The following is a 23,515-nucleotide window of genomic DNA, read 5'->3' as shown; positions in this document are numbered from 1 at the left end:
CCCGCTCGTGCACGCGGCCGGTCGGGGCCACCGGCGGGCGTGGGATCTGGAAAGGGGATGCATGTTTCTGCTTGAATGAATCCGTCTTCAAGCAAGTTCCATCAATATCGCGCACTTTTCTTGCAAGGAGATCGGCATGACCACCACCCGCACCGCCGTGGAGATCGCCTCCCAGCCGGAGACCTGGCGCCAGGCGGCCCGCACCCTGTCCCAGCACGTCGCGGCCCTGCCCCGACGCGGCGAGCGGGTCGCGGTGATCGGCTGCGGCACCTCCTGGTTCATGGCCCTCGCCTACGCGGAACTGCGCGAATCCGGCGGCCACGGCGAGACCGACGCCTTCGCCGCCTCCGCGTTCCCCTACGGCCGCCGCTACGACCGGGTCGTGGCCATCACCCGCTCCGGCACCACCAGCGAGGTCCTCGCCGTCCTGTCCCGGCTGCGCGGCACGGTCCCCACCGGCGCGATCACGGCGGACCCCACGACCCCGGTGATGGACCTCGCCGACGAGGTCGCCGTCCTCGACTTCGCCGACGAGGAGTCCGTCGTCCAGACCCGCTTCGCGACCACGGTGCTCGCCCTGTTCCGCGCACACCTGGAGGCCGAGGACGCCCTGCCGGAGGGACTCGCCACCGTCGAGGACGCGGCCCGCGACGCCGAGCGGGCCCTCGTCTCCCCGCTCGACGAGGGCGTGCGCACGGCGGAGCAGTTCACCTTCCTCGGCACCGGCTGGACGTACGGACTCGCCCTGGAAGCAGGCCTGAAGATGCGCGAGGCGGCCGGCGCCTGGACGGAGGCGTACCCGGCCATGGAGTACCGCCACGGCCCGATCAGCATCACCGGCCCCGGCAGGGTGACCTGGGGCTTCGGCGCCCTGCCCGCGGGGCTCGCGGACGAGGTGCGCAAGGTCGGCGGCACCCTCGCCGAGAGCGACCTCGACCCGCTCGCCGAGCTCGTCCGCGCCCAGCGGCTCGCCGTCGCCGTCGCCGAGGCCCGGGGGCTCGACCCGGACACCCCCCGGAACCTGACCCGTTCCGTCGTCCTCACCGACGTCCGTGCCTGACCGCCGCCCCGCCCCCGCCCACCGCCCGGGAGAGACACCATGCCGCTGACGCCCACCGACGAGATCGTCCGCCGCGCCCGCGCCGCGGGCGCCGGAGTGGGGGCCTTCAACGTCCTCCAGCTCGAACACGCCCAGGCCATCGTGGCCGGCGCCGAGGAGGCCGACCGCCCGGTCGTCCTCCAGATCAGCGAGAACACCGTCCGCTACCACGGCGCCCTGGAACCGGTCGCGCTCGCCTCCCTGGCCGTCGCCCGCGCAGCCAAGACCCCCGTCGCCGTCCACCTCGACCACGCCGAGAACCCCGACCTCGTCCGGGAGGCCGTCGCGCTCGGTCTCGGCTCCGTCATGTTCGACGCCTCGAAGCTCCCGTACGCGGAGAACGTGGCCGCGACCCGCGAGGTCGTGGAGCACTGCCACGGTCACGGCGTCTGGGTCGAGGCCGAACTCGGCGAGGTCGGCGGCAAGGGCGGCGCCCACACCCCGGGCGTACGCACGGACCCCGAGGAGGCGCGCGCCTTCGTCGCCGCCACCGGCGTCGACGCCCTCGCGGTCGCGGTCGGCAGCGCCCACCAGATGGTGACCCGGGACGCCGTCCTCGACTTCGACCTGATCGCCCGGCTGCGTGCGGCCGTCGACACCCCGCTCGTCCTGCACGGCTCCTCGGGCGTCTCGGACCCGCACCTCGCCGCGGCGGTCGCGGCGGGAATGACCAAGGTGAACGTCTCCACCCACCTGAACAAGGCCTTCACCGAAGCCGTCCGCACCCACCTCGCCGAGCACCCCGCGACGATCGACCCCCGCACCTACCTGACCCCGGCCCGCGCGGCCGTGGCCCGCGAGGTCTCCCACCTCCTGGCGGTCCTCTCGCCGTGAGCCCCGCACGGAGGCCCCGCCCGTTCGGGTCCCGCCCGCTCGGGCCCCGGCCGCGCGCCGCCTCCCCCGCGCAGGAAGGGGGAGGGAGGCGGCGCGGCCGTCGGCCCGCGGCGGTGCGGGGACTACACGTCCTGGACGACCGGCTCCGCGACGAAGAGGGGGATCTCCCGGTCGGTCTTGCGCTGGTAGTCCGCGTAGTCCGGGAACGCGGCGACGGCCCGCTCCCACCACGCCCTCCGCTCCTCACCGGTGACCAGACGCGTCTTCATGTCCCACACGTGCGTGCCGTCGCGCAGTTCGACCAGGGGCGCGGCCACCAGGTTGTGGTACCAGACGGGGTGCTTGACCGCGCCGCCGTTGGACGCGACGAGCGCGTACGCGCCCTCGTGCTCGACCCGCATGAGCGGAGTCTTGCGGAGCTTGCCGCTCCGGGCGCCGAGGTTCGTGACCAGGACGACGGGGAGGCCCCGCATCGTCGTGCCCTCGGTGCCGCCGGACGATTCGTACAGCTCGACCTGGTCGCGCACCCACGACGTCGTGCTGGGCTCGTACTCGCCTTCGAGGGGCATGGTGCGTGTCCTTTCGGATGGTGTCCGGCGGTGCCGGCCCGGTTGCCCCCGACGCTATCCGACACCTCGTGCCCCCTCTCCCGACACCGCGTCCGAACGGAGCCGTCATGACCCCGGCCGACGACCGCGCCCTCCTCCGCCGCGCCATCGCCCTCGCCGCCGAGGCGCGGGAGGGCGGCGACCCCCCGTTCGGATCGCTCCTCGCGGCCCCGGACGGGACCGTCCTGGCCGAGGAGCGCAACACCACCCTCACGGACCGGGACATCACCGCGCACCCCGAACTGAAGCTCGCGCGATGGGCGGCCCGGGAACTGGACCCGGCCACGGCGGCCGAGACCACCCTGTACACCAGCTGTCAGCCGTGCGGCATGTGCGAGGCGGTCGTCCGGCAGGCGGGCCTCCGCCGCGTGGTCTACGCCCTCTCCGGCGAACAGTTCCTCGACATCCGCCCGTCCGGCGACCGCCCGCCCGTACCGCAGGAGGGCCCCGCGCTGTTCGACGAGGCACGGGCCGTGGTCGAGGGGTACTACCGCTGACCCGGCGCCCGGGCCGGCGGTTCCGGGCGCGGGGGCACGCTTCCGGAACCGCCCGCCGCGGCCCTGGAGTTCGCCCTCCGGGACCGCGGTGCCGACCGGGTCGTCGCCATCGACGTCATCGGGTGCCAGGCGTGGTCACCGGGGCCTCGCCGGAGGACCGTCAGTGGCGCTCGGGCAGGTCCCGCTCCGCCGGAAGCGACGAGAGGTCACGTGCCGCCGACGGGGAGGCGGCCCGCGAGGACGGCGCCGGCTTCTTGCCGCAGAAGGCCGCCTCCAGCGTCCCGCCGAGCGCCGTGTTGGCGGCACCGTGGTTCGAGGTGTTGGCGACGGCCGACAGGCTGCGCCGGCCGTCGCGGGTCGAGAAGGCGTACGTGTAGAAGCCCTGCACGGTGCCCGTGTGGCCGAACACCTGGGTGCCGCAGGACAGGTCGTAACGGCGCAGTCCGAGTCCGTAGAACCGGGTGTCGGTGGTGTCCGTCGGCGTGACCGTCGTCATCTCCTCCAGCATCGCCGGGGACAGCAGCCGGCCGCGCATGAGCGCGCTGGTGAAGGTGTTCAGATCGGCGGGACTGGAGATGACCGCCCCGGCGGACTGCGCCCAGGACACGGTCTGCTCCGTGGAGTCCACGAGCGGGTCGCCGGCCGCGTCCGGGTGCAGGTAACCCCGTACGTGCAGGCCCTCGATGCGGGTGTCGGGGTGGACGTACGAGGTCCTGCGCAGCTTCAGCGGCTTGAAGACGCGGTGCTCGTACGCGTCGGACACCGGCCGGCCCGTGAGCTTCTCGATGAGCATGCCGACGACCACGAAGTTGGCGTTGGAGTACTTGTACGCCACGCCGGGCTCGGTGGTGCGGGGCTCGCTCAGGGAGAGGTCCACGAGCTCCTGGTAGCTGAACACCCGGTTCCGCACGGCCTCGAAGCCGGGCACGGTGTCGGCGAACATCGCGTCGGTGTAGTCGGCGAGGCCGCTGCGGTGGGTGAGGAGGTGCCGGACCGTGATGCGGTCGTCGGGGAGCAGCCCGGGCAGGTAACGGTTGACGGGCGCGTCGAGTTCCAGCCGGCCCTCCTCCACCAACTGCAGGAGCACGACCGTGGAGAACGTCTTGCTGACGCTTCCGATCCGGAAGCGCGCGTGAACGTCCATCGGCGCCCCCGACGTCCGGTCCCGGACGCCGACGGTCCGGCTCTCGACCCCGTTCGGGCCGGTGAAGCGGGCCATCGCCCCCGGCGCGCCGTTGGCCATGGCCGCGTCGAGCGCGGCGGTCACGCCCTCCATGTCCGGGGCGGGAGCCGCGGGCGTGGTCGCCGCGGAGGGGGAGAGGGGAGCGGCGAACGCGCTCGTGGCGGGGGCGACACCCGCCGCGAGGGCGGCGATCAGGGTGGCGCTCACGGCCAGGCGGCGGTGCGACGACAGGGGCACGGTGATTCCTCGGCTTCTTCGAACGTTCGGCGCGGCACTGGGCGGGGGTGGGCCGCAGGGGCGGGGACCGCGTCGCCGGTGCGCGCGGTCCCCGTGCCCAACGATCAGGAGTGCCGTGACGCGTCGGCGGTTCCTGACATGGGCGACGGTTTCCGGACGGTCCAGTTCCGTCCCGGCCGCGGTCCGACCGGAATCACGACGGCCGGGCCCCGCACCCGGACGCGCAGGGACGTCGTCCTCCCCGCGCGCCGGCGGCCGGGGACGTCGTCCCCTCTGCGCCTCCGGCGGCCAAGGGCGTCCCCCCTGCGCGTCCGGCGGCCGGAGGTGCCCACGGACGCCGCTGACCAGCGGGGACACGGGGACGCGTACCCTCGTGGACGTGTCTGCTCCACGTCTCCACCGCGTCGCCGTCCTCGTCCTCGAAGGCGCGAAACCCCTCGACGTCGGCATCCCCGCGCAGGTGTTCACGACCCGGGCGAGCATGCCGTACGAGGTGCGGGTCTGCGGCGCGGAGCCCGGCGTCGTGGCCGGTGGTGACGGGCTGTCGTACCAGGTCGCCCACGGCCTGGAAGCACTCGCGTGGGCCGACGTCGTCTTCGTCCCCGGCTACCGCCACCCGGACCGCGAGGACCCACCGCGAGCCGTCGTCGACGCGCTGATCGCCGCCCACGCCCGCGGAGCGCGACTCGCCGCCATCTCGACGGGGGCCTTCGCCCTCGCCGCCACCGGCCTCCTCGACGGCAAACGGGCCACGACGCACTGGCACTACGCGCGGGCGCTCGCGGCCAAGCGGCCGCTGGTCCACGTCGACGAGAACGTCCTCTTCGTCGACGAGGGCAGCGTGCTCACCTCCGCCGGCGCCGCCTCCGGCATCGACCTGTGCCTCCACATCCTGCGCGGGGACCTCGGCGTGGGCGCCTCGAACCACGCCGCCCGACGGCTCGTGGCCGCCCCGTACCGCAGCGGCGGCCAGGCGCAGTACGTGCCCCGCAGCGTGCCGGAGCCGCTCGGCGAGCGGTTCGCCGCCACCCGCGAATGGGCGCTGCACCGGCTCGGCGAACCCCTCACGCTGGAGGTCCTCGCCCGGAACGCGGCGGTGTCGCCGCGCACGTTCTCGCGCCGGTTCGTCGAGGACACCGGCTACACGCCGATGCAGTGGGTCATGCGCGCCCGCATCGACATGGCCCGTGAACTGCTCGAACGGTCCGAGCGGGGCGTCGAGCAGATCGCCGCCGACGTCGGCCTGGGCACCGGGGCCAATCTCCGCCTGCACTTCCAGCGCATCCTGGGCACCACGCCGACCGAGTACCGGCGCACCTTCGCGCAGGGGGAGTAGCCCGCCCGTCGACCCCTTGGCGCGATACTTGCGGACCGTGGCGATCACGCCGCTGGTCGGAGCGATCATTCCGCGCGAACCTGGGTGGCGAATCGGAAGGGACACCGCTCATGACTCGTATCGCCATCAATGGTTTCGGCCGCATCGGACGCAACGTGCTGCGCGCGCTCCTCGAGCGCGACAGCGACCTCGAGGTCGTCGCCATCAACGACCTCACGGAGCCCACGGCCCTTGCGCGACTCCTCGCCTTCGACTCGACCTCGGGTCGTCTGGGCCGCCCGGTCAGCGTCGACGGGGACACCCTCGTCGTCGACGGCCGCCGCATCAAGGTGCTCGCCGAGCGCGAGCCGGCGCAGCTGCCGTGGGCCGAACTCGGCGTCGACATCGTCCTGGAGTCCACCGGCCGCTTCACCTCGGCCAAGGCCGCCCGCGCGCACCTCGACGCCGGCGCCGAGAAGGTGCTCGTCAGCGCGCCCGCGGACGGTGCCGACGTCACCCTCGCCTACGGCGTGAACACCGACGCGTACGACGCCGATCTGCACACGATCGTCTCGAACGCCTCCTGCACGACCAACGCGCTCGCGCCCCTCGCGAAGGTCCTCGACGACCTCGCGGGCATCGAGCACGGCTTCATGACGACGGTTCACGCCTACACGCAGGAGCAGAACCTGCAGGACGGCCCGCACCGCGACCCGCGCCGCGCCCGCGCCGCCGGCGTCAACATCGTGCCGACCTCCACGGGCGCCGCGAAGGCCATCGGCCACGTGCTGCCGAACCTGGACGGCAAGCTGTCCGGCGACTCGATCCGCGTGCCGGTCCCGGTGGGCTCGATCGTCGAGCTCAACACGACCGTCGCCCGCGACGTGACCCGCGAAGAGGTCCTGGAGGCCTACCGCGCCGCGGCCGAAGGCCCGCTGGCCGGCGTCCTCGAGTACTCGGACGACCCGCTGGTCTCCGCCGACATCGTGGGCAACCCGCACTCGTCGATCTTCGACTCGGCCCTCACCCGCGTCGAGGGACGCCACATCAAGGTCGTCGCCTGGTACGACAACGAGTGGGGCTTCTCGAACCGCGTGATCGACACCCTGCAGCTCATCGCCACGCGCTGACGACGAGCCGAACGGCCGACCCCACCGCGCGCGGTGGGAACGGGCACGGTCACACGCCGACTCCGACCGCACGGGGGTCGGCGTGTGACGCGTTCCCGGACCGGAGCGTCCTCGTCCTCAGGACGGGAGAGGCTGCCCGTACTGCCTCCGGCGCCGCCTCCGCGGGCGGGGTCACGTCACGCCGGGTCCGCGCCGGCGGCCTCGGCGGCGATGCGGTCGAACTGGGCCCCCATCGCCTCGGCCAGCGCCTGCGCGGCGGACAGCGGCCGGACCATGACCATGAAGTCGTCGATGAGGCCCTGTTCGTTCAGGTGGAGGAAGTCGCACCCGGTGATCGCGCGGTCGCCGACGCGGGCCTCGAAGACGAGGGCGTGCTCGCGCCCGTCCTCGCCGGTGATCTCCCGGACGTAGCGGAAGTCGGTGAGGACGCGGGTCACCCCGCGCAGGACGGCCGCGGTGATCGCCTTGCCCGGGTAGGGCTTGAAGGCCACGGGGCTGGTGAAGACGACGTCCTCGGCGAGGAGTGCCTCGATCGCCGCGTGGTCGTTCGCCTCGACGGCCTGCCGGAAAGACTTCATGCCCATCTCCACTACTACTCAATTAATTGACTAGGTGGAGGGGAGGCTAGTGAGGCGAAGCGGTCCTGTCCATTCGGGCCGCCCCTTTCGGGTCAGGCCAGCTTCTTGAGCAGTTCCTCGGCGAGCGGGGCGGAGGAGGACGGGTTCTGGCCGGTGACCAGGTTCCCGTCGACGATCACGTGCGGCGCCCACGGCTCGCCGATCCGGACGTCCACGCCGGCCTCGACCAGCCGGGTCTCCAGCAGCCACTTCGCCTTCTCGGCGAGGCCCGCCTGGGTTTCCTCGGCATTGGTGAACGCGGCGACCTTGCGACCGGCGAAGGCGTTCGAGCCGTCGGCGTCGGTGGCGGCGAGGAGCGCGGCGGGCCCGTGGCACACGACGCCCAGGGGCTTGCCCGAGCGCAGGGTGTCGACCAGCAGCTTGCCCGAGGCGGCGTTCACGGCGAGGTCCTCCATGGGACCGTGGCCGCCGGGGTAGAAGACGGCGTCGTAGTCGGCCGGACGGGCGTCCTCCAGCCTGATCGGATGCCGGAGCTCGCCGATGGAGGCGAGCGCGGCGGCGACCTTGTCCGCGCCTTCCCGGCCACCGTTGACCTCGGGGGCGAGGCTGCCCGCGTCGACGGTCGGGACGACACCGCCCGGCGTGGCGACGACGACCTCGTGACCGGCGGCCTTGAACGCCTCGTACGGCGCGACGGCCTCCTCGGCCCAGAACCCGGTCGGGTGCTCGGTGCCGTCGGCCAGCGTCCAGTGGTCGGCACCGGTCATCACGAAAAGGATCTTCGACATGGGGGAGCTCCAGGGTGTGGCGGGCCCGGCCGGGGCCCGGAGACGGAAGTGCGCACACGGACACTCTGGCCCGGACGGCGTTCTCCGGCGAGATCGTCTGCGTGGCGACGTCCCCGACAGTAGGCCGGAGATCCATGGGTATCCAATGAAGAAACCAATGCCTCCGATAGGGATCCCGATGGCTCGACGGGGAATGCGCACCCGCCGCCCCCGGGTGATCCTCCCCTGCCCGACCGGCCGGAAGGGGGCGGCACCGTCGGACCGTGACGGTGCCGCCCCCTCACCGTTCTCGTCGACCGCCGTCACGCACGCGGCTCGTCGGCGAGGTCATGGAGGGTGATCGCCCGTACGGGGCAGGCGCGCACCGCCTCGCGGACCAGTGTTCCGGTGCCGTCCTCCCGGCCCGGGACGACCGTCCCGAAACCGTCGTCGTCCTGGGTGAAGACGTCCGGGGAGGTCAGGGCGCACTGCCCCGCGCCGATGCAGACGTCCGCGTCGATCGACACGCGCGGGGGCGCCGTTTCCTTCGCCATGTTCCGCACCGCTCCCCTCACCACGTGACGGGGAGTTCGAGCATCCCCTGGATCGTGTCGCCCGGCTTGAACGGGACCTCCTCCGCCGGGACGGCGAGCCGGAGTCCCGGCAGCCGGCGCAGGAGCGTCCCGAGCGCGATCTCCAGTTCCGCGCGGGCGAGGTTCTGCCCGAGGCACTGGTGGATGCCGAAACCGAACGCCACGTGATGGCGGGCGGACCGGGCCCAGTCGAGGGTGTCCGGGTCGCTGTACGCGGCGGCGTCCCTGTTGATGACCGAGGTCGAGAAGACCACGCCCTCACCCGCCCGGATCACCGTCCCGGCGACGTCGACGTCCTCCCGCGCGACCCGCAGCAGCCCGTCGGCGATCGACAGGAACCGCAGCAGCTCCTCGACGGCGGCCGGTACGAGACCGGGGTCCGCCCGCAGTTCCGCCAGTCGCTCCGGGTGGCGCAGCAGGGTGTACGTGCCCAGGGAGATCATGTTCGCCGTGGTCTCGTGGCCGGCCACCAACAGGATCGTGGCGAGCTGCACCAGTTCCTCGTGTCCGGGGCCGCCCTCCTCGGCCCCGCGTGCCACCAGGTCGTCGAGGACGCCGTCGCCGGGCTTCCGGCGCTTGCGGTCGATCAGGTCGCCGAGATAGCCCTCCAGCCGGGCCAGCGCGTCCTCGGTGTCCGCGGCCGTCGGGCCGCGCAGCAGTCGCCGCGACTGCTCCTCGAAGAAGTCGTGGTCCGCGTACGGCACGCCGAGCAGGTCGCAGATGACGATCGACGGCACGGGCAGGGCGAACGCGCTCACCAGCTCGGCCGGCGGTCCCTGTGCCTCCATGGCGTCGAGGAGCCGGTCCACGGTCTGCTGGATGCGGGGCCGCAGGGTCTCGGCGCGCTTGAGCGTGAAGCTGGGGATCAGCAGCCGCCGCTGGGCGTTGTGCTCGGGGTCGTCCCAGCCGAGCAGCGCCGCGCGTCGGCGGCTGCGCACGGCCGTGGCGCGTTCCGTCGGCAGCGGGAAGTCGTCACGGGTCGAGTCGGTGGACAGCCGCTGGTCCGCGAGGAGCGAGCGGGCGGCCGCGTGGCCGGTGACGAGCCACACCGGCCTTCCGTCCCACAGGGTGACCCTCGTCAGCGGGAGATCCTCCTCGGTCCGGGGGTAGGCGGTGGGCGGGTGGTAGGGGCAGGTCCGGTTCTGGGGGAATGCCACGGCTTTCGTCACGGGGGCCTCGCTGGGGGCGCATCGGCGGCTGGGACTGTGTTGCCGTCTCCACTACATGCCTCAGGCACCTATCTGGTCTACGCACAGTTCGGCCATTCCACCGGAACGGGCGCGGTCCGTACGGCGGGTGACTTCGGGGGCGTTCCCGCGTGAGGCGCTTCGCCCGCCGATCGGCGCCATGCCGCCCTGCGGCCGCTCCGCGCCCGTCGGTAACCTGCGTCGTCATGACGCGTGTGTGGATGTTGCCGGTGTTGTTCCTGCTCTGCGGCTCGCTCGTCGCGGCGGGGTCGATCTCCGACGGAAGGCCCGTGAGGGCCGCACTGTTCCTGCTGTTGTTCGGGCTGTTCGCCGCCGCTCACTCGCCCCTGGTCTTCCCGAGGACGACAGGAGCGTCGGAGGCGCAGCGCCGCAGTGCGGCCGACGGCCGCCCGATCGTCTACTGGCGGCCCGGCTGCAGGTACTGCCTGCGCCTGCGCCTCCGACTGGGCCGTCGTGCCCGCCGGTTGTACTGGGTCGACATCTGGCGGGACCCGGACGGCGCGGCGGTGGTGCGGGCGGCGAACGACGGCGACGAGACCGTGCCGACCGTCGTCGTCGCGGGCCGGCCGTTCGTCAACCCCGATCCCGCGTGGGTGCGGGAGCAGCTGTCCTCCTCCGCGTGAGGCGGAGGAGCCTCCGCCTCGCAGCAGGGAAACGCGGCGGCGCCGCGCCTCGGCGAACGAGTCAGTTCCCCGCGTCGTCCGTCCACGCCCGGAGCTTCTCCGGGTTCCGCACCGCCCAGATGCGGCCGATGCGGCCGTCGACGAGTTCGAACGCCGCCACGGTCACGGTGACGCCCGACTTCCGGGCGACCAGGCCCGGCATGCCGTTGACCGTGCGCTCGAGGAGTTCGAGGCCCGGCGCCTTGTCGGCGATGTGGACGACGTACTGGGCGATGAGAGCGCTGCCCTCGACCGGGCGCAGCACCGCGCCGACCAGGCCTCCGCCGTCGGCCGTCATCGTGGCGTCGGGGGCGAGGAGGCCGACGAGGGCCTTGATGTCCTTGGCCTCCCACGCCTCCTTGAAGTCCCGCACGAGGACGGCCTGTCCGGACGGCGGCCCGGCCGGCCGCCGCCCGGCGCGGACCCGGCGGCGGGCCGAGGACGCCAGCTGCCTGCAGGCGGCCGGCGACCGGCCGACGATCTCGGCGACCTCGGCGAAGGGGTACGTGAAGACGTCGTGCAGGACGAACGCCACGCGCTCGGCCGGGGTCATCGACTCCAGTACGACGAGGAACGCCATGTTCACCGACTCGTCCAGGGTGACCCGGTCGGCGGGGTCGGCCGGTCCGGACCGCCCGTCGCCCGCCCGCGCCCCGGCCCACTCCGTGCGGTCGGGCAGCGGCTCGGGTATCCACGCGCCGACGTAGCGCTCGCGGCGGGCCCGCGCCGAGCCGAGCACGTCCAGGCAGATCCGGCCGGCCACCGTCGTCAGCCAGGCTTCCGGCGACTCGACGGCCTCCCGCTGCCGCGGCGACATCGCGTACCAGCGGGCGTACGTCTCCTGTACGGCGTCCTCGGCCTCGGTCAGCGAACCGAGCAGCCGGTAGCCGAGGTCGATCAACCGGCGCCGCTCGCCGACGACCACGCCGAGGCCCGGCCCGGTCCCGTCGCGCACCGGTTCGTCGGAGGTGCTCATGATCTCGGCCGCTCCCGTTTCCTCGGTCCTCCGCGCCGTGGCGCGGTGTGACGTGGATCTCGTTCCTTCGGCGCTCCCGGCGCCTCACATTTCACAGGTCTGCGTCGTCGGACTGTTCGAGACACTACCGAGCCACCGCCGCGAGGCAGAAGGAGAGGGCCGAGTCATGGCCACCACCGCGCAGACCACGGCAGTACGGGACGGCGGCAGCACGTTCCTGCAGGTCTCGATCGCCCTCCAGACCTTGACCATCTTCTTCCAGGCCGCCACCGCCGGGCTGCTCCTGACGTCCTCTCAGGGGGAGGTGCTGCACGGCGTCGGAGCGCGCGTGATGTACGGCGCCACGATGCTGTACGTGCTGGCGGCGGTCCTCGCCTGGAAGCCGGGCGGCGGCTCGCCCCGCCCCGTCCTGTACTCGACCGGCTTCCTGGTCCTCGCCTCGGTGCAGGTGGTGCTGGGCGTCGCGCACGAGCCGTCCCTCCACGTCCCCCTGGGCGTCCTGATGTTCGGCCTGAGCGTGCTGGACCTGGGCCGGGTCCTCTCCGCGCGGCGGCGGGACGGGTCCCGCACGCGGGAGTCGTAGTCACGGCCGGTTCCCGGCCGGGAGCGCCCCGGGTCCCGGTGCGCGGGGCCGTGCGGCGCCCCGGCCCCGAGGCCCGGGAGCGCCTCAGGTCCCGGCCGTCGCGGTCCTCGCGATGCGTTCGAGCGTGGTGCGCATCCCGGCCCGGTTGAGGGCGACCCGGCGGGCGGGGTTCGTCCCGGCGAAGACCGTTCCGAGCAGGTCGGCGGCCCGGGCCCGGTACCCGTCGGTCCGCAGGTCCTGCCAGGACTCGGTGATCCGCGTCCCCGCGCCCTCCGGTTCGAAGCGGTAGCCCCAACGGGCGATCGGCAGCCCGAGGACGCTGATGTCGAAGACGAACTCGCTGTCCGGGCGCATTGCGGTCACCCGCCCGAGGGTCGGCCAGAGGAACGGCCCGCGCCGGTTGAACCCGACGAACCGGGAGCCGGTGCGCGCCGGAGGGCGCAGCGCCCACACGGACCGGCACTCCGGGCTCCACCGCCCCATGTTCCGCAGGTCCGACACCAACCGGTAGACGACCGCCGGCGGCGCGTCGACGACCGTGCTCTCCTCCAGGCTCCACTGCCGGTCCATGGTCCGCTCCCCTCGCACCCGTGGGACTGCCCCACTTGCTACTGGTCGGTACGTTAGCGGGTGCGGGAGCCGTCCGTCCCCGGCTCAGCCCTCGACGTCCTGCGGGTACCAGCGGAGCTCGACCGTGTTGCCGTCAGGGTCCTTCACGTAGACCGACTGGGCGGAGCCGCGCGCGCCCCAGCGCGGGACCGGGCCCTCCAGGACGTCGAAGGTGCCGGAGTCGATGACCTCCTGCCAGTCCAGGGGGTCGACGACCAGGCAGATGTGGTCCACGTTGGATTCGCCGCGCGGACGGGAGAAGAGGTCGATGACGGTGTTCTCGTCTATGCGCACGGACGGGAACGACACCTTGCCGGCCCGCCACTCCTCGACGCGCTCGGGCGCGAGGCCCAGGGCGCCGGAGTAGAAATCGAGGGCCTTTTCGACGTCGGTCACGTTGAGCACCAGGTGGTCGAAGGCTTTGACTCGCATGATGGGCTCCGAACCTTTCGGGGGTCTGCGTCTCGTCTCGATGATCTTGATGGCTGCGGAGGCCCCGATCAAGGGCGCCGGGCGACCGCGATCCGGACCGGCGGGCTCCGGACCGGCCGGCCCCGGGCCGCGCCTCCCGGAGCGCCCCTACCCGCCCGGCGGAGCCCGTCACCGCCTCAGACGTGGAGTTCGGGAGGGAAACCGGTCCAGCGCAACTCGTCGGGGAGGTGCCCCGTGTCGTTGAAGCAGAGGACGGCCGGGGCCCGGCCGGGGGCGTAGCGGATGACGGTCAGTGCGGCGTTGGCCTGGTTGATGCCCATCCAGCGGCCCTTCGGGGCGTCGAGGGCCTCCCGTACGAGCCAGGCGACGAGGAAGTTGTGCGTGACGACGAGTTCGTGGCGCGGCAGGTCGCCTTCGACGGGGCCGGTGAACCGCGCGACGGCCTCCGCGGCCAGCCCGGGGCCCTGCTCGCGCTCCTCCGCCGGGAACCGGGCCAGGAACCCGAGCATGGCGTCGGCCGACTCCGCCGGCAGCTCCTCGCGCCGCGGGACGTACGGGATGTAGTCGCCGGCGGGCGGGGACATCCGCAGGGGGACCCCGTCGAGCCGCTCGCCGACCAGCCGGGCCGTCTGCTCCGCCCGGGCCAGCGGGCCGTGGTGGATCGCCGTGAGCGGGGCCTTCCGGAGCCGCTCCCCGAGCAGGAGGGCCTGACGGCGGCCGTTGTCCGTCAACGCGCTCTCGTCCGCCGACGCTTCACCGTGTCGCGCCAGATACAGGTAGCGGGCGGCTGTTCCCGTCATGCTCGTTCTCCCCGGCCAGGTTCGTGATCTTGTGGACGGGGGGAGGGACGCGGTCCGGCGCGTTGCGGTTCCGCCGCCGGGGAGCCGTCGCACGCGGGCCCGTCCTCACCGGGGCGGGGCGGTGGGGGATCATGTCGGGATGACGGATCGACACTTCTCCGCGCCGCCGGCCGTGGTGCGGCTCGCGGAGTACACGAGGACCGATCGGATCGAGATACTCGGCGACGGCCCCGATCCCTTCGGCGTCGCGGACGCCGGTCTGACCTGGTTGCCCAAGGAGGACCACTTCGGCGTCAGACGGGACGGCCGCCTCGTCGCCCACGCCGGCCTGTTGCGGCTTCCCCTGTCGATCGACGGCGTCGACACCCGGGCGGTGGGCCTCGGCGGCGTGGCCGTCGCCCCCGACCTGCGGGGCCACGGGCTGGCACGGGCGGTCGTGTCGGCGGCCGTGGACCACGCGCGGACGCTGGGGCCCCGGTACGGGATCCTCTTCTGCCGCCCTCCGCTCGTCCCGCTCTACGAGCGGCTCGGCTGGCGGGCCCTCGAGCGGGACGTCCACGTCGAGCAGCCCGGGGGAGCCGTGGTCATGCCGCTGCGGACCATGTGGACACCCCTGCGCGACGGCGTGACCTGGCCCCCGGGAGAGGTCCGTCTGCTCTCGCTCCCCATGTGAGACGGCCGCGGCCGGTGCGGTCGCCCGCGACGGGCCGGAGCCCTCACCGTTCCCCCGTCCGCACCGGCCGTCGCAGCAGGTAGAGACCGGCCGACGTGACCAGCGCCAGCATGCAGCCGGTGAAGACCAGGCCCGCCTGCTCCAGGCCGAGCGGTCCGGTCAGGAGGCCGACTCCGACGACCGGGATCGAGATCCCCGTGTAGGCGACCAGGAACAGCGCCGAGATCACCGCCGCGCGCCGGTCCGTCGGGGCGGCCGCGGCGACGGCGGACAGCGCCGCGCGGAAGGAGAGCCCCTGGCCGACCCCGCCGACGACGGCGGCGAGGACCACGAGCACCAGCAGTTCCGCGGAGAGCGCCCCCGCCAGGAAGGCCAGTCCGGCGAAGAGCACGGCGCAGCCCAGCGGCAGGGAGCGGGACACCCCGAAACGGCCGACGGCGAGTTGTCCGGCGGTGGAGGCGAAGAAGGCCAGCGCGACGACCAGTCCGCTCACCGCGTGGTTGTCCACGTGCAGGAAACGGCCGAGGAAGGCGGGGCTGACCGAGGTGAACACCCCGAACAGGGAGAACCCCGCGAAGGAGGCGATGGCCGCCGGCACGAACACCGGGCGCACCTGCGCGGGCAGGGCCGGCCGCTGTGGCCGTACGGAGGTCAGCGGCCGGGGATCGCGTACGGTCTCCGGCAGCCGCAGGAGGACGACCACCGACACGGCGACCAGGGCGAGGTGCACGGCGAACGGGAGCAGCAGCGGCTCCGGCGCGTACTCCGCGAGCAGCCCGGCGAGCAGGGGCCCGCAGCCCAGTCCGCCCATGTTCGCGGCCGTCGCCACGAACGTCGCCCGGGACTGGCCGCCGGGCGGGGCGAGGTCCATGACGTACGCGGTCGCGGCCCCGGTGAACAGACCGGCCGACAGGCCCGACAGCAGCCGGCCCGCGTACAGCCAGCCCAACCCGTCGGCGACCAGGAAGCAGACGGCGCTCGCCGCCGCGAACCCGAGCCCCCAGAAGAGCGTCGGCCGTCTGCCGACGGAGTCCGAGGCGTTGCCCGCGAGCAGCAGCACGCCGATGACGCCGAAGGCGTACACGGCGTACACGACGGTCACCGTCAGCTCGGAGAACCCGAACTTCTCCTGATAGAGGGGGTAGAGCGGCGTCGGCAGCGTGGTGCCGGTCATCCCCACGACGAACACGGCCCCGGCGAGCAGACACCGGAGCCACCCTTGACGATCACCAACCATGCCGCCGACCGTAACCCCGGCGTCCGTCCCCGCCCGGCGACGCGACGCTCGCGCCCGGACCGACGACCGTGGTGGACCAAGGAGGCCGGTGGGGAGGTCCGAGGGGGCAGACTGTGCGCATGGACGGATGGACCCACCTGGGCGGTGAACCCGGCCCCGCGTCGTACGGACGCCTGCGCGTCGAGGAGGACCTCGGGCCGGCGCGCTGGCTCATCGAGCGCCGCCCCGGGCACGGCGATTTCGGCACGGTCGCCGGCGTCGCCGCGCCCGGCTTCCCGGCCTGTGCCCGGGTGCTGCACCCCGCCGAACTCGACGGGCGCCCGGTCCGCTGGGACGCCGTGGCCGCCGCGTACGGCCGGAAGGTCGAGGCGCTGACGAACTGGCACGAGGTGATCGGGGCGGAGCGGTTCCACCAGAACGGCACGGATCACGGCCTGCCCGGAGTGTGGGACGAGCACCCCGCGGAAGGTCCCACGCCCGGCGGCGTGGCACGTGCCGTGATCCCCGTCCTCGCGCGCCACACCGGCACGCCGGGACGCTGTTGGTACGGCCTGTGGGACGGGTACGGCCGCTGGGACTGGGAGGGGGTCCCGACGTTCCCGACGCCGGGCAGGGACGAGATCCTGCTGTCCGGAACGCTGGCCGACGCCGTGTCCCCCGAAATCCTGGAGGCCTTCGCCGAACTGCCCGACCTGTGGTGGCCGCAGGACCGCGCCTGGTGCGTGGGCGGTGACGTCGACCTGGTCAGTACGTACGTCTGCGGCTCCGAGGAACTGATCGCCGATCTGCTGACCGCGCCGGGTCTGGAGGTCCACCGGGTCGCGGCGTCCGACCGGGTCGGCTGACGGCGGTCCACGGCCGGGTCCTCGCGCCGCCGATCGTGCCTGCCGGGGCGGTCTCGCCCCCGGCCCGGGTCGTCTGCGCGCAGGGTGGGTTCGAGGAGGCCGGGGAAGCGGGCGTCGAACTCCTCGCGACGGAGGCGGTCGAGCCGCTTCGGCGGCGCCCTGTGGCAGGTCGGCCGGCCCGAACCGTAGGGTCGGGGCCACTCCGTCGCGGGCTTCTCCGTGCTGTCGCTCGCCCGGACGGCCCCCGCCGTCTCGCGCGCCCTGACCGGAGCAGCCCGCCCCCTCCGCACCCTCGGACGGGACGAGCGCGTCCCCCGCGGTCAGCCCCGTCGGCGGAGGTCCAGCATGCAGAAGACCTTGTCGTAGCGGCGTTCGCCGACGGCCACGAAGCCGGGCGGACGGCCGTACTCGGTGAAGCCCGGCGACCGGTAGAGGTGCAGGGCGCCGGCGTTGTCGCCCCGGGCGTCCGGGTCTCCCGACCGGGTCCGACAGGATCCGGTGGGACGAGTCCACGAGCCGCTCCCACAGTGCAGGATCGGACGCCGGCTCCACGGCGTCGAGGACGGTGGGCCGGGGTGTCGCGTCACGGGGCGTCGCCGGTTTCATGATCGTCACCCCGGCCGCCGCCCGGCCCGCCCCGGGCCCCGGATTCCACCGCCGTGCCGTCACCGGTGCCCGGACGGGCGGTCAGTCCCGGCGCCGGCCCTTCCGGTTCGGCCGGTGCGGGCGCACCGGGGCGTCGAGCCCGCCCACGGCCGCGCGGATGTGCGCGGTCCCGCCCGCACACCACCAGGACAGCCGTCCGTCCGCCTCGTGCGGATGCATGCCGAAGTTGTGCTCCCCGCAGAGCGGCCACGCCCGCCAGAGCCGCTCGGTGACCGTCTCCTGCGCGGCGTCGGTCACGGCCGCCAGGGCGAGGACGGGATCGTCCGCCGAGTCCGGGCACAGGGAGTTGCCGTGCCACTCCCCGTTGGCCAGGGCCACGTGGACGTCCTCGGTCTCCTCCTCGCCGTGCGGGGGAAGTCCCACCAGCCGCAGGAGCCCTTGGTCCGGCAAGGTCACCGCGAGGTCCCGGTTGACGAGGGCGAGGGCCTCCTCCCAGAACGGATACGTGCCGGGCGGGACCTGTCGGGGCTTCGGCGGGTCGAAGAAAGCGCTCATGGGGAGCATTCTCCGGGACCCGCGGCGCGACGGACGCCGCACGGTCGGGCCGCGGTCCGGTCCCGGCCGGTCGGATCACCCACCCGAGTCGACGGTCGGCCGGCGCAGCCGCACCTCGGCGCCCGTCTGCTTGAAGGACTCCGCGGACACCGGGCGACGGAGCGCGTCCGGGACGTCCGGGCGCAATGAGGTGGCGCGCCGCACGGAAATCGGCAAAGCTCGCGCGCATGGTTTCGGTGGTGCAGAACGTGGCGATCGACTGTGCGGATGCCTATGGGCTGGCCCGGTTCTGGAGCGGGGTGACGGGCCGTCCGCTGCATCCGGAGGACGGCCCGGGGGCGCGGGAGACGCAGGTGCCGCTCGCGGAGGGCCCGGTGCTGTACTTCAACCAGGTGTCCGAGGCCAAGACGGTGAAGAACCGGCTCCATCTGTGCCTGCGCCCCGAGACCTCGCGGGACGAGGAGGTGGAGCGACTGCTGGGCCTCGGCGCCGCCTTCGTCGCCGACCACCGGAATCCCGACGGTTCGGGGTGGGCGGTCCTCGCCGATCCCGAGGGCAACGAATTCTGCGTCCTGCGCAGCGAGTCCGACCGGGCGGCCGGGAGCCCCTGACGCGACCGTGCCCGCCCGGCCCTCTCGGGGCCGGACGGGCGGGGAGCGAGGGAGCGGTCAGTGGTCACGTCCCCCGTCGGGGTCCTGGGACATGTCGATGTCGTCGTCGGTCTCGACGTCGATGCGTTCCTTGCGCACCTGGCCGGTGACCGTCTCCTCCTCGGTGACCTCGTCCGTGCGGAGTCCGACCCGCTCGACGGGGACGGTCCGGGTCTCGACCACGGGGCGCTCCTCGTGGAGGGTCACCTCGTGCTCGGCTTCGGAGATCTCGGGCCCGGACAGGGCCCGTTCGCGGTTGGCCTCCGTGATGGGCTCGCGTTCCACGCGCACTTCCTCGTGGCGGACCGGCACGGTCTGCTGGACCTCTTCGGTGACGACGTACTTGCGCAGCCGGACGCGGCCGGTCTCGACCCGCTCGGTGCCGATGTGCATCTCTTCCTCGGACCGGGTCATGGCGTCGTCGTCGACCGAGGCGTCCCCGCGCGCCGTCCCCGCGCGCCCGGCCCTGAGGCCCTCCCCGTCCCGGTCGCCCAAGCCGGAGGTGCCCGTCATCCCGGGGGTGCCCGTCATGCCGGTCGTGCCCGCGGCGCCCGTCGTGCCCGCCGTTCCGGTCGTGCCGGCGGTGCCGTGCGCCCAGCCCGCCTCGCCGGGCTCGTTCGCCTGCTGCCACGCCTCGTCCCAGTCGATGCCGTAGTACTCGTAGAGGCGCTGTTCCTCGCTCGCGTCGAGATGGCCTCCGCCGTCGACGTCGACGTGCGGAGCGTCCTTCACCCGGTCCTTGGGGTAGGGGACCTCCAGGTGGTCGTCGACCATGGAGGCGTCCTTGATCGGGACGAAGGACTCACTGGTGCCGAACAGCCCGGTCTTGACGGTGACCCATGCGGGGCGGCCGGTGGCGTCGTCGACGAACACGTGCTTGGCTTCGCCGATCTTCTTGCCCTCGGTGTCGTACACGGGGTGGTCCAGTACGGTGGCGATCTGGTTGTGGGCGATCATGTTCACCCTCCTGGGGTTGTCGTGGTCATACGGCGACTAGCCAGGGCGAACCGGATGTAATCGTGCAAATTGCCCCTGATTTGATTGACTTGTGTTCAGTTGATCGTTGAAGCGAAAGGGGCCGGCGCCCGGTCTGCCGGGCACCGGTCCCTTTCAGCCGGCGTGGAGGACGCGGAAGCGACCGGGATCCGCCGGATCCCGGTCGACGACCTGGACGGGCGCCCCGGTCCACTGCCACACGCCGGTGCCCGGCGCGCGGGAGAACCGGATCGGCCCGCGCGTGCCCTCGACCGTCACGCGCGGCCACGCCTCGGCGACGGCCGCCCGGTCCGTGCCGTGGGAACGGAGCACCGCGGCGAGGACGGTGACGGTGTCCCAGCCCTCGAAGGCGACGAACGACGGTGCCTCGCCCAGCCGCTCGCGGAGCTCCTTCCCGACGCGGTCGCCGAGCGGCCCGAGGCGCTCGGGCAGATAGCGCAGGAACGGGACGGCGGCGCCGTCCGCACCGAGCGCCGCGGCCCATCCGGCGAACTCCGGTTGCCCGGCGGGGGCGCCGATCAGCAGGTCGGTGAGTCGCCGGTCGCCCCGGACGGCCCTGACGATCGGCACGGCCGGTTCCGGACTGCCGACCAGCAGCAGGAGCGCCGTGACCCCGTGGTCGGCGAGCGCGTCGCACAGGGCCTCCGGGCCGAGCGCGGTGGCGTCGAGTTCGACGACGGTGCCGCCCCGGGAGGCGAGGCGGTCCCGCAGGACGCGGGTGCCGGACGCCCAGTAGACGCTCGGCTGGGTCGCCACCGCGATCCGGTGCCGACCGGTGGCGAGGAGGAAGTCCGCGTAGCTCCGCCAGCCGCGGGACTGGACGGGGGGCAGCCGCGCGACCCACTGCGTCGGCTCCTCGGTCAGGGCGTCGAGCACGGCGGACGAGCAGAGGAACGGCACGCCGAGGGCGTCGGCCCGGGCGGCGGCCGCGCGGGCGACGACGCTGTGGTACTCGCCCGCGACGGCGGCCACGCCCAGGCCCGCCAGCTCCTCCACGGCCGCGGAGGCGCGCTCCGGATCGGCCGCGGTGTCCCGGACCACCAGCTCCAGCGGTCTGCCGTCGATCCCGCCCGCTCCGTTGACCTCGCGCACGGCCAGGTCGAGTCCCGCGAGGAGGTGTCGGCCCGCCTCGACCCAGCCGGGCCGCGTCAGCGGGACGAGAGCGCCCAGGCGGACGGACGGCCCGTCCGCGGACCGGGCTCCGGACGGCGACGGTGGCGTGTTCATCGGGGTGGCCTCTCCCTCGGACGGTGCGGTCCCGGGGGGCGCGACGGCCGGGAACGGCGGTCCGCGTTCCCCGCGTCCCCTCGCGGCGGACGCACCCGGGTGATCATGCGGGTCATTGGAGCCGTGGCCGACGCCCGCGGGCAACCGGTCATCCGCTCATCCGCGCGGGGAACCGCCGGGTGCCGCGGTCCCCGCCGCCGACGTGGACGGCAGCGCGGGCGAGGCGGCGAACGGGGCCTGCACGGCGGCCCGCACCCGGGCGGCGACCGCCTCGGGGGAGGAGGCGTCGAGCTTGCCGTCGAGGTGCAGGAACGCCAGGCCGTGGACGAGCGCCCACACGGTGGTCGGGAGGGGGCCCGTCTCGTCCGCGCCGGGGAACGTGTCGCGGACGATGCCGCGCACGTACGCCGTGATGACGCCGGTCGCGGCGACCCGTTCCGCGTCGGTCGGGTCGCAGGGCTCCGCGAACATCGCCCGGAACAGGGCGGGGTGGTCGAGTGCGAACCGTACGTAGGCGACGGCGACGGAGGCCAGGTCCTCGGGCGTCGAGGGCGCGGGATGGGCGGCGGCCAGGTGCTGGGCGAGTTCGCGGTAGCCCTCCGCGGCCACGGCGGAGACCAGGGCGTCGCGGTCCGCGTAGTGGCGGTAGGGAGCCGTGGCCGACACGCCCGCCCGGCGGGCGACCGCGCGCAGCGACAGACCGGCGCCGCCGTCCTCCTCCAGGAGCTCCCTCGCGGCGCTCAGGCAGGCGGCGCGCAGATCGCCGTGGTGATACGTACCGGTTTGCGACATGGGTCACACTCTTTTATGTTTGCGCCGCTTACATCGGAGCTTAATGTTTGTGGCGCACACATCGTAGGGGAGCGGCATGGAAGAGGGAACCGGGATGGCCGGCGAGCTGTTCTCGCCTTTGCCCCTGCGCTCCGGGCGGGTGCTGGGCAACCGCGTCGCGAAGGCCGCCATGGAGGAGAACGAGGAGAACACGGCGGGCACCGGCCGGCTTCCCGACCAGCGGTTGCTGACGCCGTACCGGCGCTGGGCCGTCGGTGGCGCCGGCCTGCTGATCAGCGGCAACGTGAGGGTGCACGCCGAGGCGCTCACCGGTCCCGGCGGAGTCGTCCTGGACGAGCACGCACCCCCGGAGCCGTTCGCCGCGTGGGCCGAAGCCGGGAAGTCCGGTGGCGCCGTCCTCTGGATGCAGATCAACCACCCCGGCCGCCAGGTGGCCTCCGACATGCCCGGCGTCGTGTGGGGTCCGTCCGACGTCGGCTGGGGTGCCGCCGCCCGGGGATGAGGGCCTGACGGGAGCGAGGGCCGTGCGGGGGTTCCGCGAGCCGGGAACGAGGGCCGTGCGGGGTGGCGTCGGCCGGGGACGGGGGGCGGCGCGTGGAAAGGCCGGAGGAAGGGAACTTCCCGGCCTTTCCGTGCGTTCCGGAGGGCGACCTGAACTTCTGACGTGTGACACGACGGCGGTGTGCCGTCGTCGGGGGAAGCGAGCAAGCCATGGCCATGGTGGGCCTGTTCTGGATCGCCGAGGGCGACGTGTACGTGGGTGCGAAGCCGTCCGGTTCGGCGCCCGGGGTACGCCTGACCCCCGAGGGAGTGGTGGCCCTCGGCGACGGACAGGCCGGCCTCCACCTGTGGGAGGACGTGCGCGCCCTGACGGTGGCGGACGTCCCCGTGAAGTCCCTGAAGCGGCAGGTCGGCGTGGTCACGGACGTGGCCCTGGACATGGTGATGAACCTGGCCATGACCGTGGGCGCGGGCCTGGGCGAGGCCCCGCCGCTGATGACGACGGTCCTGGAGTCCCACGACGGCGAGCACGAGCTGAAGGCCTACGTGGCCGCGGCCGTCGGCTACTCCCCGACCGAGGTCGCCCTTTCCCGCGCGCTTCTGAACCGCCTCACGGAGGGCGCCGCGACGATGGCCACGACGCTGGCGGCGATGTCGGCGTGGGGCCGCGGATGGGAGGGCGGAACGCCTCGCCCGGCACAGCGGGAGAAGCTGCTGCGGCAGTGGGTGGGTTAGGCGGCCCCGGTCGGTCCGTGCTTCCGGTCGGTCCGTGCTTCCGGTCGCCCGTGCCCCGGTCGGTCCGTGCTTCCGGTCGGCCGCGCGGTCCGTCGGGAACCGTGGCCGCCGCCGCGTCCACACCGGGTTGCGTTTGCCCGGGACGCGGGGACCATGGAAGGGAGAAGAGGCATTCGACGCCTGCCGAAGGCGCCCCGCACCGGGACGCGCGACCCCGACCCGCACGGGGCCGGCCGTGCCCGGAAGCCGCACGGTCCGTGCACAGGACGGCAGTCGCCTCCGGCCGGTCCACGACGAACGGGCCGGGGCGCCCCGGCACGGCCCGCCGCGCGACCGGGACGGCCGGCATCGACCGTACTCCCCCTCAGGAGGCGCCATGACCGAACCCGACGACCCGCTCGGCTCCTGGGCGGGTCGGTTGCTCCGGCTCGGCGTCGGCATTTCACCCGATGACGCCCGGAGGTTCGTGCACGACCTGTACGCACAGGCCCAGTCCGACCTCGACGACGAGCGGGCGAAGGCCGACTTCGAACGGGAGGAGTGAACCCAGGCCGAGCCGTCGTCCCGCCGAAGGAACGGAGTTCCCC

Annotated in this window: 28 protein-coding genes and 2 pseudogenes; 13 read left to right on the top strand and 17 right to left on the bottom strand. The window is 73.6% G+C overall.

The genetic code is table 11. From position 1 onward, the window contains the following. Positions 1 to 136: 136 nt before the first annotated feature. Positions 137 to 1,060, top strand: a complete 924-nt coding sequence (locus tag ACZ66Z_RS21570) for an SIS domain-containing protein (RefSeq protein WP_469936228.1) — start codon at positions 137 to 139, stop codon at positions 1,058 to 1,060. 39 nt (positions 1,061 to 1,099) lie between these two features. After that, on the top strand, positions 1,100 to 1,933 hold the full coding sequence (locus ACZ66Z_RS21565) for a class II fructose-bisphosphate aldolase (protein ID WP_469936226.1): 834 nt from the start codon (positions 1,100 to 1,102) through the stop codon (positions 1,931 to 1,933). A gap of 122 nt (positions 1,934 to 2,055) precedes the next feature. Here the strand turns inward: ACZ66Z_RS21565 and ACZ66Z_RS21560 are convergent, their stop codons facing one another. Then, positions 2,056 to 2,502 (bottom strand): nitroreductase family deazaflavin-dependent oxidoreductase, encoded by a 447-nt coding sequence (locus tag ACZ66Z_RS21560; protein WP_469936224.1) that lies wholly within the window; start codon positions 2,500 to 2,502, stop codon positions 2,056 to 2,058. A gap of 107 nt (positions 2,503 to 2,609) precedes the next feature. On the opposite strand from ACZ66Z_RS21560, the gene ACZ66Z_RS21555 reads away from it, so the two are divergent. Beyond that, the gene (locus ACZ66Z_RS21555) at positions 2,610 to 3,038 is read left to right on the top strand and encodes a nucleoside deaminase (RefSeq protein ID WP_469936222.1); all 429 of its coding nucleotides are present in this window, start codon (positions 2,610 to 2,612) and stop codon (positions 3,036 to 3,038) included. Between the two features lie 160 nt (positions 3,039 to 3,198). Here ACZ66Z_RS21555 and ACZ66Z_RS21550 read toward each other — a convergent pair whose 3' ends face one another. Beyond that, a complete protein-coding gene (locus tag ACZ66Z_RS21550) occupies positions 3,199 to 4,458 on the bottom strand; it encodes a serine hydrolase domain-containing protein (RefSeq protein ID WP_469936220.1) in 1,260 nt (419 codons plus the stop codon). 379 nt (positions 4,459 to 4,837) lie between these two features. Between ACZ66Z_RS21550 and ACZ66Z_RS21545 the strand changes: the two genes are divergently transcribed. Then, complete coding sequence (locus ACZ66Z_RS21545) at positions 4,838 to 5,794, top strand: GlxA family transcriptional regulator (protein WP_469936218.1); 957 nt, start codon at positions 4,838 to 4,840, stop codon at positions 5,792 to 5,794. A 110-nt stretch (positions 5,795 to 5,904) separates the two neighbouring features. Next, complete coding sequence (gap, locus tag ACZ66Z_RS21540) at positions 5,905 to 6,903, top strand: type I glyceraldehyde-3-phosphate dehydrogenase (protein WP_469936216.1); 999 nt, start codon at positions 5,905 to 5,907, stop codon at positions 6,901 to 6,903. A gap of 176 nt (positions 6,904 to 7,079) precedes the next feature. Here gap and ACZ66Z_RS21535 read toward each other — a convergent pair whose 3' ends face one another. The 4 genes from ACZ66Z_RS21535 to ACZ66Z_RS21520 form a co-directional block, all read right to left on the bottom strand. Next, on the bottom strand, positions 7,080 to 7,481 hold the full coding sequence (locus ACZ66Z_RS21535; RefSeq protein ID WP_469936214.1) for a nuclear transport factor 2 family protein: 402 nt from the start codon (positions 7,479 to 7,481) through the stop codon (positions 7,080 to 7,082). Positions 7,482 to 7,573: 92 nt separating this feature from the next. After that, entirely contained in the window at positions 7,574 to 8,269 is a 696-nt protein-coding gene (locus ACZ66Z_RS21530; RefSeq protein WP_469936212.1) for a type 1 glutamine amidotransferase domain-containing protein, read from the bottom strand. A gap of 302 nt (positions 8,270 to 8,571) precedes the next feature. Next, positions 8,572 to 8,802: a ferredoxin gene (locus ACZ66Z_RS21525; RefSeq protein WP_469936210.1), complete on the bottom strand. Its 231-nt coding sequence runs from the start codon at positions 8,800 to 8,802 to the stop codon at positions 8,572 to 8,574. A gap of 17 nt (positions 8,803 to 8,819) precedes the next feature. Continuing rightward, entirely contained in the window at positions 8,820 to 9,998 is a 1,179-nt protein-coding gene (locus ACZ66Z_RS21520) for a cytochrome P450 (RefSeq protein WP_469936208.1), read from the bottom strand. Positions 9,999 to 10,234: 236 nt separating this feature from the next. On the opposite strand from ACZ66Z_RS21520, the gene ACZ66Z_RS21515 reads away from it, so the two are divergent. Beyond that, positions 10,235 to 10,672: a glutaredoxin domain-containing protein gene (locus ACZ66Z_RS21515; RefSeq protein ID WP_469936206.1), complete on the top strand. Its 438-nt coding sequence runs from the start codon at positions 10,235 to 10,237 to the stop codon at positions 10,670 to 10,672. A gap of 61 nt (positions 10,673 to 10,733) precedes the next feature. On the opposite strand, the gene sigJ is transcribed toward ACZ66Z_RS21515, so the two are convergent. Beyond that, positions 10,734 to 11,687 carry an RNA polymerase sigma factor SigJ gene (gene sigJ / locus ACZ66Z_RS21510; protein ID WP_469936204.1) on the bottom strand — a complete coding sequence of 318 codons (954 nt, stop codon included), beginning with the start codon at positions 11,685 to 11,687 and terminating at the stop codon, positions 10,734 to 10,736. A gap of 166 nt (positions 11,688 to 11,853) precedes the next feature. Between sigJ and ACZ66Z_RS21505 the strand changes: the two genes are divergently transcribed. After that, positions 11,854 to 12,270, top strand: coding sequence for a hypothetical protein (locus ACZ66Z_RS21505; RefSeq protein ID WP_469936202.1), 417 nt, complete (start codon positions 11,854 to 11,856; stop codon positions 12,268 to 12,270). Positions 12,271 to 12,354: 84 nt separating this feature from the next. Here ACZ66Z_RS21505 and ACZ66Z_RS21500 read toward each other — a convergent pair whose 3' ends face one another. The 3 genes from ACZ66Z_RS21500 to ACZ66Z_RS21490 all read right to left on the bottom strand — a co-directional run bounded on the left by ACZ66Z_RS21500 (position 12,355) and on the right by ACZ66Z_RS21490 (position 14,111). Then, the gene (locus tag ACZ66Z_RS21500; RefSeq protein WP_469936200.1) at positions 12,355 to 12,840 is read right to left on the bottom strand and encodes an SRPBCC family protein; all 486 of its coding nucleotides are present in this window, start codon (positions 12,838 to 12,840) and stop codon (positions 12,355 to 12,357) included. Positions 12,841 to 12,924: 84 nt separating this feature from the next. After that, positions 12,925 to 13,311, bottom strand: coding sequence for a VOC family protein (locus ACZ66Z_RS21495; protein WP_469936198.1), 387 nt, complete (start codon positions 13,309 to 13,311; stop codon positions 12,925 to 12,927). Positions 13,312 to 13,487: 176 nt separating this feature from the next. Next, on the bottom strand, positions 13,488 to 14,111 hold the full coding sequence (locus ACZ66Z_RS21490) for a histidine phosphatase family protein (protein ID WP_469936196.1): 624 nt from the start codon (positions 14,109 to 14,111) through the stop codon (positions 13,488 to 13,490). 139 nt (positions 14,112 to 14,250) lie between these two features. Here ACZ66Z_RS21490 and ACZ66Z_RS21485 point away from each other — a divergent pair, with 139 nt between their 5' ends. Beyond that, positions 14,251 to 14,784, top strand: a complete 534-nt coding sequence (locus ACZ66Z_RS21485) for a GNAT family N-acetyltransferase (RefSeq protein ID WP_469936194.1) — start codon at positions 14,251 to 14,253, stop codon at positions 14,782 to 14,784. A 43-nt stretch (positions 14,785 to 14,827) separates the two neighbouring features. Here the strand turns inward: ACZ66Z_RS21485 and ACZ66Z_RS21480 are convergent, their stop codons facing one another. After that, positions 14,828 to 16,021, bottom strand: a complete 1,194-nt coding sequence (locus ACZ66Z_RS21480) for an MFS transporter (protein ID WP_469936192.1) — start codon at positions 16,019 to 16,021, stop codon at positions 14,828 to 14,830. 119 nt (positions 16,022 to 16,140) lie between these two features. Here ACZ66Z_RS21480 and ACZ66Z_RS21475 point away from each other — a divergent pair, with 119 nt between their 5' ends. Continuing rightward, positions 16,141 to 16,866, top strand: a complete 726-nt coding sequence (locus ACZ66Z_RS21475) for a hypothetical protein (RefSeq protein WP_469936190.1) — start codon at positions 16,141 to 16,143, stop codon at positions 16,864 to 16,866. Between the two features lie 71 nt (positions 16,867 to 16,937). On the opposite strand, the pseudogene ACZ66Z_RS21470 reads toward ACZ66Z_RS21475, so the two are convergent. The 3 genes and pseudogenes from ACZ66Z_RS21470 to ACZ66Z_RS21460 all read right to left on the bottom strand — a co-directional run. After that, positions 16,938 to 17,018: pseudogene (locus ACZ66Z_RS21470) on the bottom strand (transcriptional regulator); the annotation flags it as partial. A gap of 168 nt (positions 17,019 to 17,186) precedes the next feature. Beyond that, a pseudogene (locus tag ACZ66Z_RS21465) lies at positions 17,187 to 17,333 on the bottom strand (GNAT family N-acetyltransferase); the annotation flags it as partial. Positions 17,334 to 17,553: 220 nt separating this feature from the next. Next, positions 17,554 to 18,027, bottom strand: a complete 474-nt coding sequence (locus ACZ66Z_RS21460; RefSeq protein WP_469936188.1) for a hypothetical protein — start codon at positions 18,025 to 18,027, stop codon at positions 17,554 to 17,556. 227 nt (positions 18,028 to 18,254) lie between these two features. Here ACZ66Z_RS21460 and ACZ66Z_RS21455 point away from each other — a divergent pair, with 227 nt between their 5' ends. After that, positions 18,255 to 18,638 carry a VOC family protein gene (locus ACZ66Z_RS21455; protein ID WP_469936186.1) on the top strand — a complete coding sequence of 128 codons (384 nt, stop codon included), beginning with the start codon at positions 18,255 to 18,257 and terminating at the stop codon, positions 18,636 to 18,638. Positions 18,639 to 18,695: 57 nt separating this feature from the next. Here ACZ66Z_RS21455 and ACZ66Z_RS21450 read toward each other — a convergent pair whose 3' ends face one another. The 3 genes from ACZ66Z_RS21450 to ACZ66Z_RS21440 all read right to left on the bottom strand — a co-directional run bounded on the left by ACZ66Z_RS21450 (position 18,696) and on the right by ACZ66Z_RS21440 (position 21,692). Next, positions 18,696 to 19,634: a DUF2382 domain-containing protein gene (locus ACZ66Z_RS21450; RefSeq protein WP_469936184.1), complete on the bottom strand. Its 939-nt coding sequence runs from the start codon at positions 19,632 to 19,634 to the stop codon at positions 18,696 to 18,698. A gap of 153 nt (positions 19,635 to 19,787) precedes the next feature. Next, positions 19,788 to 20,900 carry an ABC transporter substrate-binding protein gene (locus ACZ66Z_RS21445; RefSeq protein WP_469936182.1) on the bottom strand — a complete coding sequence of 371 codons (1,113 nt, stop codon included), beginning with the start codon at positions 20,898 to 20,900 and terminating at the stop codon, positions 19,788 to 19,790. Between the two features lie 156 nt (positions 20,901 to 21,056). Continuing rightward, a complete protein-coding gene (locus ACZ66Z_RS21440; RefSeq protein WP_469936180.1) occupies positions 21,057 to 21,692 on the bottom strand; it encodes a TetR/AcrR family transcriptional regulator in 636 nt (211 codons plus the stop codon). Positions 21,693 to 21,768: 76 nt separating this feature from the next. On the opposite strand from ACZ66Z_RS21440, the gene ACZ66Z_RS21435 reads away from it, so the two are divergent. The 3 genes from ACZ66Z_RS21435 to ACZ66Z_RS21425 all read left to right on the top strand — a co-directional run bounded on the left by ACZ66Z_RS21435 (position 21,769) and on the right by ACZ66Z_RS21425 (position 23,472). Beyond that, a complete protein-coding gene (locus ACZ66Z_RS21435; RefSeq protein ID WP_469936178.1) occupies positions 21,769 to 22,194 on the top strand; it encodes a beta/alpha barrel domain-containing protein in 426 nt (141 codons plus the stop codon). Between the two features lie 209 nt (positions 22,195 to 22,403). After that, the gene (locus tag ACZ66Z_RS21430; protein ID WP_469936176.1) at positions 22,404 to 22,928 is read left to right on the top strand and encodes a hypothetical protein; all 525 of its coding nucleotides are present in this window, start codon (positions 22,404 to 22,406) and stop codon (positions 22,926 to 22,928) included. A gap of 376 nt (positions 22,929 to 23,304) precedes the next feature. Further along, on the top strand, positions 23,305 to 23,472 hold the full coding sequence (locus tag ACZ66Z_RS21425; RefSeq protein ID WP_469936174.1) for a hypothetical protein: 168 nt from the start codon (positions 23,305 to 23,307) through the stop codon (positions 23,470 to 23,472). Positions 23,473 to 23,515: the final 43 nt, after the last annotated feature.

The sequence above is a fragment of the Streptomyces sp. NPDC107498 genome, assembly GCF_055582805.1.
This window is presented reverse-complemented; position numbering and strand designations above follow the sequence as displayed.